Origin of the sequence: uncultured Ruminococcus sp., from assembly GCF_934476685.1 — a bacterium.
GTDB lineage: Bacteria > Bacillota > Clostridia > Oscillospirales > Ruminococcaceae > Hominimerdicola.
This window is the reverse complement of record NZ_CAKSNX010000009.1, coordinates 1-15,371: the sequence shown is the minus strand read 5'-3', so window position 1 is coordinate 15,371 and position 15,371 is coordinate 1. Positions and strand designations below refer to the sequence as shown.

Here is a 15,371-nt window from a genome sequence, read left to right as displayed (position 1 = left end):
AAATATCCGACTATTTTCGTTCTTTTACATTATAGTATATCAGCACAGCTTTGTCAATCAGACTATGCAGGCAAAATTCAAGGAAATAACTTCAAAAAAGACAGCGCCGCACATTTCTGCGCAGCGCTGTCTTTTAGTAATATAGGAAAGGAAAAATTCAATAAGTCGGTAAAACCGCTCAGAAAATAATTTCCATAGCCGGCTGTACGCCTTACTCCTTTACAGAGCCTGAAACAAGGCCGCTGTAAATATACTTCTGCAAGGTGAGGAAAATAATCAGCGTAGGAATGATACAAATAACGATTCCCGCAAATATTATTTCCCACTTTGCACCATACGGTCCGATAAATCTGTAAAGCGCCGTAGAAACTACGTCGTCGTCCTGCATATAAAGGTTCGCAGTGTAGAAGTCGTTGTAGATCGACACGAACTTTATTACAAGGACAGTAGCGATTGCAGGTTTGAGGAGCGGAAGGATTATGCTCACATAGATCCTTGGGTAAGATGCTCCGTCAACGATAGCACTTTCGTCAAGAGATACTGAGATCTGATTGAGGAACTGCATGAAGATATAGATAGATATGATATCTGTACCGACGTACAGAATTATCGGTGCAAAAATTGTGTTGTAAAGTCCCAGCTTGTTTACGATCTGGAATACAGTTACCTGCATCGAAATATTAGGCAGCAGCATAGCCAGAAGGAACATTGCCTTGACTGTTCTTGTGAAAACAGAGCTGAAACGCTGGATAACGAATGCGGTCATAGTACCTGTAACGATAGTACCGAAGCAGGATACAACTACGATTATAGCTGTGTTTTTAAGACCTTCGAGAACATTACCGCTTATAAAGGCTTCCTTATAGTTTTCAAGATCAAGGCTTTTCGGAAGTGCGAACACCTTAGAGTTAAGGAACTCGTCATGAGTCTTGAACGAACCCACTACGATAACCACCAGCGGAGCTATAACTATAAAGCAGGCAACTATCAGCACAAGATATTTAAGTACGGTCAGCGCAACAGCGCCGGGTCCTTTACCTTTTACAGATGTTCCTGTTTCACTTGCACTAGATCTGCTCATTATTTTCCGCCTCCTTTTCTGTCACGGACTCTGATCTTATCCGTCCGTGATTCTTTAGGCGTCAGATCCTTTTCCTTGAAAAGCATATTCTGTGCCACGGTAACTATTATAATGATAGCCAGCAGAACGACACCCATTGCAGACGCAAGTCCCAGCTTCTTATATACGAACGCTGTTTCAATGGTCTTGATAACGAATGTGCTTGTTCCGAACTTACCGCCTGTGATGATGTACGGAATATCGAAAACAGAAATTGCGCCCTTGATAGCAAGTATCAGCTGGAGTGAAATGATAGGCTTTATCTCCGGAAAAACAATGTAGCGGAAACGCTGCCATGAATTTGCACCGTCCAGATCTGACGCTTCATAAAGATCCTGATTGATAGACTGGATCGCAGCTATGTACATGATGATATCGAAACCGATATACTTCCATATAGACGCAAATACCAGACAGATATTTGCCACAACAGGATCCTGAAGGAATGTTACAGAAGTTCCTCCCAGCGCTGTGATGATGCTGTTGAGAGTACCGTCCTGTGTCATTATTCCGTCGCCCTTCTGGAAGAATCTGCGGAATATGAGCGAAACGGCAACGCCGTTCATAAGATAAGGGAAGAAAAGCACTCCCTTAAAGAGGTTTTTGAATTTGATCTTGCTGCAGAGTATAGACGCTAAAAGGAGCGCAAGTACCTGCTGAATAGCTGAACCGACAAGGTAATACAAGCTGGTCTTGAATGTTACAAGATAGTCGCTGCTTGTAAATACAGTTTTATAGTTGCTCAGACCAACGAACTTTACATCAAGTCCGAACTGATCCCTCTGCTCAAAGCTGTACTTGAACATATTGATAGCGGGCACAAATGTAAACACCACCAACAGAGCCAGCGGAATAAGCAGGAACAGTATAGTGGTATAGAATTTCTGACCGTCATAGGTTTTCAGCCATTCTGTGAAGCTTTTTTTCTTAGTCATTTATTAAACTCCCTGAATGAAACTATGTAAGATTTATGCGGTATGTGTGATATTTTCCCTGATAAAATTTTTCAATACCACCGCAGACAGACCGTATTGTCTGCCTGCATGCAGTATTGAAAGTATTAGAAGAAAAATTAAGATGAATGCTGATTAATTAGCCGAGAACTGAATCTCTTGCTGCGTTCCACTTTTCATTTGTATCCTTGATGATCTTGTTGAACGCTTCGTCGCCCTCGCCTGCGAATGCAGCCTCGCAGAGCTTGACCTTGAAGTTAGCAGTATCTGTATCCCATGTACCAACTTCAGATGTCTTGTCTATTTCATTGAACTTGCCCTCGTATTCAGCTGGCTCAGGGTCCTTAACGAATGTTGAAACACCGTTCATGAACTCAGGAAGTGCGCTTCCCTTCTTTGCGCAGATAGCCATTTCTTCTGTCTGAAGTCCTGACTCACCGCAGTACCACTTGATATACTTTTCAGCAAGCTCCTTGCTGTCTGAATTCTTGTTTACGCCCATACAGTAGTCAGCAGAGATCTGTGCATACTGTGTGCCGTCAACATTTGCAGGCATTGGCATATATCCGATATTGTCAGGATCTGCGCCAGCCTCTTCAGCTGCTGTTCTGAACTGTGCTACTGCCCATGAACCGAGTACGAGTGTACCGATCTTGCCCTGAGCAAGTGCAGGCTTGCAGCCTTCCCAGTCAGTTGATGTAGGATCTTCTTCGTGAAGAGCCTTGTTTGACATGATGTCATACATCATCTTATAAACCTCATAGTAAGCGCCGCCCTCAGCAAAGAGGTCTGTCTTGTTCTTGAGGAGATTTACTTCGTAGCTTGGATCGCCTGATGCGGAAACTACAAGTCCCTGCCACTGAGCAAGTGTCCAGCTGTCGGAGAAGTTTGTATAAAGAGGAATTACGCCCTCGCAGTTGTCTGCGATCTTCTGAAGGTCTGCAACGAACTCGTCAGGAGTTGTTGGCAGAGTGTCGATACCTGCGTCAGCGAATACCTGCTTGTTGTAAAGCACGCCGCCTGCAAGGTTAAGAGCTGTCGGGATACCGTAAACTGTGTTGTCATACATCTTTGAATCGATGCAGTCCCACTCTTCCTTCATTTCGTCATATGTACCGAGCGGCTCAAAGAAGTTGCCGAGGTCTGCAAGCTTTACAGAATCAGGGATCATAAGAACATCGCCGTAATCAGAAGTTGACATTCTTGTTGAAACGTCGTCAGCGTAGTTTGTGTATGATACATACTGTACTGTGCAGTCGTTAGCCTCTTCAAATGCCTTTGTCATCTCTGCGAGCTTACCGTTCTGCTCCAGATCTGTACGGTGTGTAAGCACCTCAAGAGTTGTGCCGCCCTTTGAATCCTTCTTTCCTGAAGAACCCTTTGAAGAATCGTTAGATCCGCCGCAGCCTGCGAGCACGCCCATTGACATTGTGAGAGCGAGCATTCCGGCAAGTATTTTCTTTGCTTTCATAAAATGTACCTCCATAAAAAATAAATATAAATTCTAAATTATCTCCGTAGTTAATTCACTTTAATCACTGCAATTAAGTATATATCACAAATTAAATTAAGTCAACAGCTTTTTGAAAATTACTTCATTTAAACTTGCATTTTTGGTGATAAAAATAATTAATTATCATTTTTATTGTGCATAATGTACAATATCTATGGTTACGTTTACATTATAATCTACATATGTCACATTATAAATGTTCAGATATTAATTAATATTCAAAATTTCATCCTGTTTATCTATTGCCGGATAAAGTATATTTTCTAACCTTACAAGCTTATATGTACCGTTTTTCATACATAAATGTTAGTTGAAATCCTTTACATTTTGTCTAAAGAATATGACGTTTGTTAAGCTGTATTTTCTTTCGATGAGTCTGTCAGCACAGTTCATATTTTTACATTGTATACAAAATCCTTATTGCAAACTATCGTGAAATGTGCTAAAATATAATAAATTATACGGCTTTTGCCGAAATGGAGGTTTTAAAATGATAAATAATATCCCTGTTGTAAAAATAGGTATAGTAGCTGTTTCCCGTGACTGCTTCCCGATGTCCCTTTCAGAGTCAAGAAGAATAAATGTCTGCAAGGAATACAAAGCTGCTTATGGTGATATCTACGAATGTCCTACTGTTGTTGAAAATGAAAAGGATATGCTCAAGGCTCTTGACGAAGTTAATGCCGCAGGCTGCAACGCTCTCGTTGTTTACCTCGGAAACTTTGGTCCTGAAAGCTCAGAGGTACTGCTGGCAAAGAAATTTGACGGAGCAGTTATGTTCGTTGCAGCTGCCGAAGAACCATGCGGCAAGGCTCTTATCGACAACAGAGGCGACGCTTACTGCGGAATGCTCAACGCAAGCTATAACCTCGCTCTCAGAGGCGTAAAGGCTTACATACCTGAGTACCCCGTGGGAACGCCTGACGAAGTTGCAAAGATGATAAATGAGTTTGTCCCTGTTGCAAGAGCTATCCTCGGTCTTAACGATCTTAAGGTCATTTCATTCGGTCCACGTCCGCAGGACTTCCTTGCCTGCAACGCTCCTATCAAGCAGCTCTACAATATGGGTATCGAGATCGAAGAGAACTCAGAGCTTGACCTCTTCGAGTCATTCAACGCTCACGCTGATGACAAGCGTATACCTGAGATCGTTGCTGATATGGAAAAGGAGCTTGGCGCCGGAAACAAGATGTCAGGCATTCTCCCACGTCTTGCACAGTATGAGCTTACTCTTCTCGACTGGGCTGAGGCTCACAAGGGTTCAAGAAAGTATGTTGCTTTTGCAAACAAGTGCTGGCCTGCATTCCAGACACAGTTCGGCTTTGTTCCATGCTATGTAAACTCACGTCTTACAAAGATAGGTATTCCTGTATCCTGCGAAGTTGATATCTACGGCGCAGTCAGCGAGTATGTTGGAATCTGCGTATCAGAAAAGCCTGTTACACTCCTCGACATCAACAACACAGTTCCTGCTGACATTTACAATGAAGAGATCGCAGGAAAGTTCCCATATACTATAAAGGATACATTTATGGGCTTCCACTGCGGAAATACACCTTCTTGCCTCGTAAAAGAGCCTGAGATGAAGTTCCAGCGTATCATGAAGAGAAACCTTGAGCCTGACAGCGAACCGAACATTTCAAGAGGTACTCTTGAGGGCGACATCATCGGCGGAGATATCACCTTCTTCCGTTTCCAGTCAACAGCTGACGCTCAGCTGAGAGGATATATCGCAGAGGGCGAAGTTCTCCCTGTTTCAACACGTTCATTCGGTTCTATCGGAATTTTCGCTATCAACGAGATGGGAAGATTTTACCGTCATGTTCTTATTGAAAAGAACTATCCTCATCACGGTGCAGTTGCTTTCGGTCACTACGGAAAGGCTCTCCACTCAGTTATGACATACCTCGGTATGACTGATATCGGATTTAATCAGCCTAAGGGAATGATGTATCCAAAGGAAAATCCATTTGCTTAAACTATTTAAACAGTTTAAACTGTTTTTACTGTTTTAACTGCATAAACATAAAAATATCCTGTGCAATTTCCTGCACAGGATATTTTTTATCTTATATCATATTACGCAGTTTCAGGTGAAAGCTTTTTCATCTTCGTTGTCTGACGCTGTGCCATTACAAGTCTGTAATATACACCCTTTGCCTTCATCAGTTCGGTATGAGTACCGAATTCAGCAAGCTTTCCCTTATCCAGAACGATAAGTCTGTCTGCTCCGGAAAGTGTTGAAAGGCGGTGCGCAATGGCGATAGTTGTCCTGCCCTTTGTCAGCCTGCCGAGAGCCTCCTGTATCTGCTTTTCCGTCTGTGTATCGAGAGATGCAGTCGCCTCGTCAAGTATGATTATCTTCGGGTCGTGAAGTATTGCCCTTGCGATAGCGATACGCTGTCTTTCGCCGCCCGAAAGCTGATATCCCTTGTTGCCAACTCTCGTATTATATCCGTCGGGCAGCTTTGTGATAAAGTCATGAGCGTTTGCTATCTTCGCAGCCCTTATGACCTCTTCAAAGGTCGCACCTGGCTTTGCATAGGCTATGTTGTCAAGAACGTTTCCGTCAAAAAGGAAAGTTTCCTGCAAAACAACTCCCACCTGCGAACGCAGGCTGTGCTGAGAGATATCCTTTATATTTACGCCGTCTATCTTTATCTCGCCCTGAGTACAGTCATACAGGCGCATGATAAGGTTTATCATTGTGGATTTTCCCACGCCCGAATGGCCAACTATGCCGATCATCTCGCCCTGATTTATTTTGCATGATATGCCTTTCAGCACAGGGTTATAGACTTTATATCCGAAATAGACATCATCAAATTCTATCTCGCCCTTTATATCAAGCTCCACAGGATCTTCTGCATCACGAACATCACTTTCCTCGTCAAGTATCTCAAAGACCTTTCCCGCTGAAACAGATACCTCTGCAAGATTTCTCGGTATCTGTATGAGCCAGCGTATGGGTTCATACAGCATTGCAACGTAAGTGGTGAACTGTATGAGCTGACCTAATGTCATCTTTGCGTCAAGCACCATATTTCCGCCGAAATACAGCACAAAGAAGTTGCCTATGGTGAGTATAAATTCAGAGAACGGGGTCGTGAGATACCACATCGTTTCCGCCCTTGTGCAGCTTTTTGCCCACTGATCCGAGCAGTCAGAATAGCGTTCTATCTCCCTCTGCTCATTTCCGTAGCTTTTAACTATCCTTATACCGTTGAGTATATCGTGGAGAGTTTCTGAATGTTTTACGGAATATTTCCACACCTTTGTGTATCTTATAGCCATGGCTTCAAAAAGCTTATTGACTATAATAAACACTATCGGCACAGGGATAACTGTCATAAGCGCAAGCCGCCAGTCCATTACAAAAAGTATAATGCCGATCATAACAAGGGAAAGTATCTTTACGATAGCGTCCTTTCCGTTGGCTGTAATAAAATCCTCCAGCTTTGCAGCGTCCCCTGAGATACGGTTTATCATCTCGCCTGCCGTTCGCTTTGAGGTCGAGGCAATGGAAAGCGACTGGGATTTTTCAAAGACATCCTGTCTTATATCCCTGCCCAGACTAAGTGCCACTTTAAAGCTGCTTTTCATATTTATGTACTCAAATATTCCTGCGGCAAGCACCAAGCCTATAATGGTTATGACCACTGCCACAAACCCGCTCCAATGCTCATACTTCGGTGTAACATAGTTGTCTATCACATACCTGTCGAGATAAGGCAGCAGCACCCAGACAAGCTCCGCCAATATAGTGCATATAACAGCAGCGGCAAAAGGCTTTTTGTAAGGTCCGATACGTTTCAGCAGCCTTACCATTGTTTTTCCCTTGCTGGTGCAGAAAACACATTCCTTTGCCCCCTCCAGCGGAAGCCCGCATTTAGGGCATCTCGGCTCGTCGCCGTCAGTTTTCTCTATAAATCTGCCTGTGCGGACAAAATAGTCCAGCAGCTTCATAAGCTCTGCATATCTCAGAAAATATTCCTGCGTGAACGAACAGAAATATATCGTTTTCCCATCAGCAGTTATACCCTGCGCCATAGAAGAACCTATCTGCTGCTGACAGACAAATTCCTTGAAATCAGATATATCATGCTCACGGACAAGCTCGCCATCAAGATATATAAGTATCTTTTCTCTTGTAACGCACATTGCCCCGTCACAGGCTTTGTTGTCACGGTCAAGGTTTGCAGGCAGAGAATATATAACGTCATTCCCTGCCGATACAGGCTTTGCGATATTCAGGTTCATATATCTTCCCCCTTTCGTTTATTTTTTATGATATTAAGTGTACATTTCGAGTATCTGACGGCTCTTGCGGTCAAGTTTGTTTATGTCCTGACAATAATATTTGTTGCCGTCAGCGTCATTTACATAGAGGTAGTTCTGTCCCCTCATTCTGAAATTCTGATACCAGTCACGGATACAGATAGTTTTATGTCCCGAAGTGGTGTCCGCCTTAACGAATATCGCACCACGCATATTATCCCTTATGCTGTAAACCTTAGTTATTTCGGGCATATGGTACTTATATTCCAGATATGTGGAAATAAGCTCTTTCTGATCCTCTGCAAGTTCGTCAAGACTGCGTATAACGCCTATCTCTCTGAACTCCTTCTCATCATTTTCGTAGTTTATACTGATATATGTATCCTTTGAATAAAACGGGATAAGCCTTGTTGGGTTGACCTTGTGATATATCTTCCCGTCATAGTCGAGGGTAAGATACCCGCTGTCTTCCTTTGTGAATTTCAGTTTTTTGCAGTCCAGTATATTAAGCTTATCGACCTCATATACTTCCTGCTGTACATTCTGTATATCCTTATCTGCCATATGTTTTGCCCCCTTTACTCCTGAATAAACTGCAAAGCCTCAGCCTGCAGCTTGTACAGATCGAAATATTTTCCCTTTTTGCGTATAAGTTCGTCATGCGTTCCCATTTCTTTAAGTTCGCCGTTCTCTATAACGCACAGCATATCTGCGTCACGGAGAGTTGAAAGTCTGTGTGCAATGGAGATTATAGTTCTTCCCTGCTTGAGATTATCTATCGCAGCCTGTATCTTACGCTCTGTTCTTGTATCCATTGCCGCAGTAGCTTCGTCAAGGATAAGTATGTCAGGCTTCTGTATTATAGCCCTTGCTATGGATATACGCTGCTTTTCTCCGCCCGAAAGGGATACTCCGCCTTCGCCGACCTTTGTATCGTAACCGTCGGGCAGCTTTGTAATAAACTCATGGGCATTGGCTGATTTTGCAGCCTCTATTACCTCTTCCATTGACGCCTCTGGGTTTGCATAGCGTATATTATCTGCTATCGAACCTATGAACAGATAGGTTTCCTGAGAAACTATGCCTATGCTTCTTCTCAGATCCGAAAAGGCTATCTGCCTGATAGGTATGCCGTTTATAAGTATCTCTCCGCCTGTTACGTCATAAAGCCTTGCGATAAGATTTATGATAGTTGACTTTCCTGCGCCTGTTTTTCCCACTATGCCGAACATATGCCCCGATTTAACGGTAAAGCTTACGTCCTTTATGATAGGTCTGCCAGCCTCATACTCAAAGGATACGTTTTTAAGCTGTATATCTCCTTTAAGATTTTCAGCTCTGACAGGCTTTTCAGCCTCTTTTACAGTAGGAAGAGCGTCCATTATCTCAAACATTCTTGACGCTGCGTCCATGCATTTTGCCCAGCGGTTTCCTATCCAAGTGAAAAAGCTTATAGGCTCGGCTGTCATACTTGTATAGCTTATAAGTGCGGAAAGCGCACCGAACATTATCCTGCCCTTTATAACAAGTATATCACCAAGATAGACCGCAAGCTTTGTCACAAGCTGGTGGAACGTATTTATAACAGGGATAGTGTTTGCTATCCTGCCGTTTATCATTGAGTTTATCTCAAATGCACCTGTATTTCTCACCCTATAACGCTCTATCTCAGTATCTTCTCTAGCGAAAGCTTTTACGACACGCTGACCGTTCATAGCGTCCGAAAGCACAGAGTTGGCCGAACGCACAGCCACGTCATATTTTCTGTAAAGCTTGCGCTGACTTTTATAGAACCTGTGCTGAACTATCTGTATAAAGGTTATGGTTGCGATTATTCCCAGCGAAAGCACAGGTGAGATTATGAGCATTATAACAGCGATACCGATTATCTTTACAAGGTTCGTTATGCCGTATGGAACTATATCGGTAAAGAACCAGTAAATGTTCTGGCTATCCCTGTCAACTCTCGACATAAGGGAACCTGTCTGCTTAGATGTGAAAAAGTCAAGCGAAAGGCTCTGCATAGATGAAAAGATCTTTACTCTGAGCCTGTGGGTGACAATGGGTACGATCCTTGATGTGATTATTCCCGACACCACTTTCATTATCATACTGGCAATATTCACAGCAACTATGAGCATTACGACCAAAAGCACTCTGCCGTAGAATTTTCCGCCTTTGGCAAGAACATCATCGTAGAGCATCTGTGCGCCGAAAACAGGTGCGATTATAGCAAACACGTTGCTCAGCACTATCGTCAGCAGCATCATAAGCACAGCGGCTTTGAAATCCTTGAACATAGACATAAGCCTTTTGAATACCGAACGTCTGTCAACACATCTCGGACAGACGGGTCTGTTCGGATCGGGGAAAGGCTCGCCGCAGGTCGGGCAATGAGTTTTAACTCCCTCCAGCAGGCTGTCGTCTATCGGTTCATTTTTTGCTGTGCAGTTCACTCTTGCGGAGAATTTTTCAAACTTATCCGCAAAGCCGAGAGAAAATCTCGCTATGGGGAACTCCCTTCCGTCCTTATCCTTTATCATCAGACGGGCGGAATTTGTGTACCTGTCAACATACATTTCCTCTATATCCGCCACTGCGTACTCCGCATAGTCTGTAACATCGAAAGCTTCCAGTATTTTTCGTTTCTGATGCTTTTTCATTTTCCCGTATTTCTCATATCCGCTCAGAACACAGAGCGTATCGGGGGTAAAAGTAATATAGACATCTATAAAACAGCCCTCTCCGTCCAGATCTGCCTTTACGCAGTAAAGCAGCTCATCGGTCATAACTCCTCTTTTCAGCAGTTCATTTTCCGCAAGCTCAGGCAGAACGTCAAAAAACTTCATATACTTCAACTCCTTTTCTTTCCTTAGCTAAGGTTAATATTTTAATATGAACACCAGCAATAACATTCATATTTACATAAAAAGGCCTCTGACAGAATTTACAGCCTGTCAGAGGTCACAAATGCCTTTATACCATTTACAAAAATATCTGCTTATACATCAGCTTTTAGGCAGATACAAGGTGCGGGCAAAACGGCTTCCGACAAAATTATCAGCTGCATTATTTATTATGCTGTTAAGTCTGTTCTTTAGATTATTGATGGTCATTTTACCCACTCCTTTCATATTGTTATAATCAGTCGGTGAATTTTCTTGTAATTCACACAAGTAAGAGTATAAACCCATTTATCACATTTGTCAAGGGCTTTTTCAAAATTTATTTCATAAATTTATTCTGACGGCATAATTTCAGCAATTCTGCACATAAAATATCCCGCCGAAACAGCATTCCGACGGGATAACAATATAAATTCTATCAGATCTGAGTTATTATCCAAGGGATAAGGTAGGTAACAACGCACATTATCGTTGTCGCCATAATAAGTCCGAGGAATATTGCAGGCACGGCTTTTCTGAACTTAACGTCCAGCAGGCAGGCAAGCAGAGCGCCTGTCCAAGCGCCTGTTCCCGGCAGCGGTATGCCTACGAACAGCAGCAGTCCCCAGAATTCGTACTTTTGTATCTGATCCGATTTTGAAAGTGATTTTGCTTCGATCTTTTCGACCAGCGGCTTGAAAAGTTTTGTGCCTTTCATCCATTTGAAAATAGGCTTTATAAAAAGCAGGATAAACGGTATAGGCAGGATATTTCCCACAAGGCATATTGGTATTGCAGTCGTTATCGGAACGTGCAGCAGAGCAGCTGCTAAAATTCCTCCTCTGAGTTCGAGGATAGGCACCATTGAAATTATAAAAATTATAAGCTCTTTCGGGAGTCCGTCCAAAGTTGTTGTAAACCAGTTTACCAGTGAATCTACCATATGTTGTTTTCCTTTCTCATCTTTCTTATCTGTTAGCAGCTGTATGCTGCCTCGACCTTCATCATAAGCTGTTTCAGACGACAAGCCTGTGAGTAGGTCTGAGTATTTTTTGCCGCATCATAGCACATCTGTTTCGCATCGTCTTTCTTGCCTGTTTCAATAAAGCATTGTCCCAGCGAAAGACAGCATTCGCAGCATATTGCGGGATCTTTGCGGTCAAATGCCGCAAGGAAAAGTTCTTCTGCATTCTCGTAATTTCCGTTCAGCAGGCAAAGCATACCAAGCGTATGCTGAACACCGCCGCAGCGCCGTCTTGTCACGGCACGTTCAAAATAAAGCCTGCCCTTTGAATATATCTCATTTGCAAGGGTTTTGTTCCCCTCCATAACGGCAGAATACAGGCAGATATTAAAATATTCGTCCTGTTCTTTGGCAGGGAGCGAAGAAAAATCTATCTTTTCCACAGCACGTCTGCTCTGAGCATATCTTCCGCCCTCAATAAGGCATGAGGCATAGATCATCATTTTCGCAGGCGTATCGGGTTCGCCTATATAATTCTCTAGCAGGCGGTAATACTCATCATCATAACCAAACTGTGAGAGATGCCTGTTGATATCATCGACCTTGTTTTTCTGCTGCACCGATATAACGACAGAACAGGTCACAAGCACCGCCAGCAAAAGAAAATAAGCGATAAGATATATTTTACAGCAGACAAGCGCATTATATTTCATACCCGTAACTATCCAGCACAGGCACATTATCCCATAGCCGCCCACAAAAGAATCTGCCATACTCGAAAGCAGATTTCTGACAAGGCTGTTATGTTTTGATATCAACATCAATTCCATTACACTCACCAACATACATGATCGCAAGAATTATTCCATAATAAAGCATTATAACACAATGCTTTAAAAAAGTAAAGCGAATTTTACACTCATTGTACATATTTAGATAATATGCAAAAAAGCCTGCGGAAATATGTCCGCAGGCTGTGATTATGCATAAACCGTATTTACGGCAGCGTCCCCCTGAAAATGCTGCCACGGAAATCACGTTTTTGCCGCAGTTAAAAACCTTTCGGAATTCACCGCACTGTCCCTACAATTCATTATCTACCCCACAGTAAAACCGATCACATCTTACATCGTAACTTTTACTTAGGATAATATGATTATAACATTTAATCAAGTAAAAGTCAATCTAAATATAAACCGAATATAAACTTTGTGACAAAAATCGTATATTTACACAATATTCCCTTAGATTACCTAACCATTTTGCACAATTTGTTAACAAGCTTTGCAGCCGTATAATAAAGCGCAAATCCATACAAAACAAAAGAGCGAACCTAAAAAGATTCGCTCAATATGTAAATTAAAATAGAATTTTCAAAATTGATTAAGCCATTGGACTTACCCTTTCGCATAAAATTAATTGAAAGCAGTTACTTAAGCCATTGGTATAACATCCTTTACCAGAAATTTTTAACAAATTGCTTAAAAGCTAAATAGAATTTCGGACTCACGCCTTTCACACGTTAAATTTTCCGTCCGTAATAAACCTGTACTATAAAAGTCAAGCCGTAAAAAGATTACCTTTCCATCGGTCCTTATTCCTTTCAAAATATAGTATCCGTAAGTTTATTGACTATTCCATTGGTCTTAACACCTTTCTGTAAACTGCGCCGATAACAAAGCGCCTGTCGAATCGCTCCTAACGCTCAGGAGCTAAGCTGAATTTCCCTTTGGACTCACTCCTAACTTTCAGATGTTCAAAAGCCTGATGTGCATTTTCATACTACATCACTCCTTACAGGAAATCTATCAACTGAATTTAAAATCATTTCAATAAGAGCTTCTAACTCGCAAACTTCTTGGCGGACTCACTCCAATCTCTCAGATATTCAAGATCCTTGTGTGCATTTTCATACTGCACCACTCCTTAAAGTATTATATTATTGAAATCAACGTTATCAAAAATTTTTAGATTACATCGGAATCACTCTTTCAAGTTATTTTGTAAACTGAAACAGTGCCATTGGAAACACTCCCGTCTATGAGATATTTAGAAACCTGCTAAAACGAATCATGAAAACCGACTCCTTTATGCACTTTCTTATTATTCAATTTTAATTTCCGAGTATCCTGATTGTAAAAACCTAATACTGAAACCACCCTGCGGTCTCTTCAGTTTCTTCTTAAATAGCTTTATATGGTTTAGATCTGTCAGCTCTTACGTCTGCGTCCTGATCCTGAAAATCTTAAGAAACTGTCGAGCCCTGAATACTCGTAAGGCTCTCTGATACGTCCATCGGACTCGCTCCTTCCATATCATATTCGGCTTTCCCAGAGTTTGCATCACTTTCTGAAACCGCTTAAAAGCTTGGCACTATGTGCGATGTATTTACTTCTTCTGAAACAAGCCTATGATGTTTCGAGAATTTTAAGCTTTATTACCCTACGGCTTAACCCGTCCCCATTCGGCTGACTGTCGGCAGCTACCGGATATTTATATGCTGTAATCCTCAAGGTCAAGGACTCTTGAGTTTCTCTGAACTCTCTCTTTCCTTTTCCTTGACTATACTATACCACATCTTTTGTGCTTTGTCAATAGTTTTTCTCAACTTTTTTGTGATTTTTATATTTAATATTACTTTTACACAATGCGTCTTGACTTATGAAAGCAAGTGTAGTATAATATAAATGTTGCTGTGGTTGAGTTAAATGAACTTGACCGTTATAATGATATTTTGCAGTATTTTTCGCATAATATAACGTACGCACGGCAAACAACCGCTTTGAAAGGATGGTAATATTATGGATAATGAGTATACACCCGATCTTTATGAGCTTGAAGATGAAAACGGCGTAAAGCAGACTTTTGAGCTGCTGGACTGCATGGATTACGAAGGCGAGAGATATTATGCGCTTACTCCATTTTTTGATGAGGAGGACGCAGCCGCAATGCTGGAGGATTCAGGCGAAGTAGTAATTCTCAAGTCTGAGTTTGACGAGGAAACCGGCGAAGAGATCATGGCATCTATTGAAGACGATGATCTTTATGAGAAGATAGGCAACATCTTCATGGAAAGAATTGAAGAAATGTTTGAGTTTGATGACGAAGACGAGGACGGCTGTCACGATCACGATTGTTCATGTGGCTGCGGGCACGATATTCCTCAGTAAATTGTCAAGTCTTATATTATACAAATTATGTACCTTGTAATTTGTTATAATTACCATTGATATTTTATATCAGATGTGATATACTATATTCAGAAAAAAAGATTACTGCCTTGTGCGATCAAGCATAGTTATTATAAATCCAACACTTCTAAAAAGGGATTCGTACTCTGTATAGGGATTGCAGACCTCCCGCCTGTACCGCAATAGCCGTGCAGTCAACGGACGAAGGGAGCATGAAGAATACAGGACGTTTTACCCACCCTGCAATTTATTGCGGGTTTATCTGCTATGCGACGGCAAGGCGGCAATTACATGAAAACAAAAGCGTATCGTTTTCGATACGCTTTTTTGTATGTAAAAAAGTAATATGCCAACAAAAAAGCACCTGTCATCATAAGACAACAGATGCTGATTGGCTCCCCCAGTTGGACTCGAACCAACGACCCTGCGGTTAACAGCCGCATGCTCTACCGACTGAGCTATAGAGG

10 protein-coding genes are annotated in these 15,371 nt (G+C 42.0%); 2 read left to right on the top strand and 8 right to left on the bottom strand.

The genetic code is table 11. From position 1 onward, the window contains the following. Positions 1-211: 211 nt before the first annotated feature. The 3 genes from Q0E19_RS09015 to Q0E19_RS09005 form a co-directional block, all read right to left on the bottom strand. On the bottom strand, positions 212-1,081 hold the full coding sequence (locus tag Q0E19_RS09015) for a carbohydrate ABC transporter permease (RefSeq protein WP_294409071.1): 870 nt from the start codon (positions 1,079-1,081) through the stop codon (positions 212-214). Next, positions 1,081-2,055, bottom strand: a complete 975-nt coding sequence (locus Q0E19_RS09010) for a sugar ABC transporter permease (RefSeq protein WP_294409068.1) — start codon at positions 2,053-2,055, stop codon at positions 1,081-1,083. The genes Q0E19_RS09015 and Q0E19_RS09010 overlap by 1 nt, the downstream gene beginning before the upstream one ends. Before the next feature lie 157 nt (positions 2,056-2,212). Beyond that, a complete protein-coding gene (locus Q0E19_RS09005) occupies positions 2,213-3,544 on the bottom strand; it encodes an extracellular solute-binding protein (protein WP_294409066.1) in 1,332 nt (443 codons plus the stop codon). A gap of 535 nt (positions 3,545-4,079) precedes the next feature. Here Q0E19_RS09005 and Q0E19_RS09000 point away from each other — a divergent pair. Then, a complete protein-coding gene (locus tag Q0E19_RS09000) occupies positions 4,080-5,564 on the top strand; it encodes an L-fucose/L-arabinose isomerase family protein (RefSeq protein ID WP_294409209.1) in 1,485 nt (494 codons plus the stop codon). A gap of 101 nt (positions 5,565-5,665) precedes the next feature. Here Q0E19_RS09000 and Q0E19_RS08995 read toward each other — a convergent pair whose 3' ends face one another. The 5 genes from Q0E19_RS08995 to Q0E19_RS08975 form a co-directional block, all read right to left on the bottom strand. Then, on the bottom strand, positions 5,666-7,846 hold the full coding sequence (locus Q0E19_RS08995; RefSeq protein WP_294409064.1) for an ABC transporter transmembrane domain-containing protein: 2,181 nt from the start codon (positions 7,844-7,846) through the stop codon (positions 5,666-5,668). Between the two features lie 33 nt (positions 7,847-7,879). Further along, complete coding sequence (locus tag Q0E19_RS08990; RefSeq protein ID WP_294409063.1) at positions 7,880-8,428, bottom strand: DUF1854 domain-containing protein; 549 nt, start codon at positions 8,426-8,428, stop codon at positions 7,880-7,882. Positions 8,429-8,442: 14 nt separating this feature from the next. Continuing rightward, positions 8,443-10,713 carry an ABC transporter ATP-binding protein gene (locus Q0E19_RS08985; RefSeq protein ID WP_294409062.1) on the bottom strand — a complete coding sequence of 757 codons (2,271 nt, stop codon included), beginning with the start codon at positions 10,711-10,713 and terminating at the stop codon, positions 8,443-8,445. A 475-nt stretch (positions 10,714-11,188) separates the two neighbouring features. Continuing rightward, positions 11,189-11,692 carry a small multi-drug export protein gene (locus Q0E19_RS08980; protein WP_294409061.1) on the bottom strand — a complete coding sequence of 168 codons (504 nt, stop codon included), beginning with the start codon at positions 11,690-11,692 and terminating at the stop codon, positions 11,189-11,191. A 32-nt stretch (positions 11,693-11,724) separates the two neighbouring features. Further along, the gene (locus tag Q0E19_RS08975) at positions 11,725-12,534 is read right to left on the bottom strand and encodes a hypothetical protein (RefSeq protein WP_294409060.1); all 810 of its coding nucleotides are present in this window, start codon (positions 12,532-12,534) and stop codon (positions 11,725-11,727) included. A 1,980-nt stretch (positions 12,535-14,514) separates the two neighbouring features. Here Q0E19_RS08975 and Q0E19_RS08970 point away from each other — a divergent pair. After that, on the top strand, positions 14,515-14,883 hold the full coding sequence (locus Q0E19_RS08970) for a DUF1292 domain-containing protein (RefSeq protein ID WP_294409059.1): 369 nt from the start codon (positions 14,515-14,517) through the stop codon (positions 14,881-14,883). The last annotated feature ends 488 nt before the right edge of the window (positions 14,884-15,371 follow it).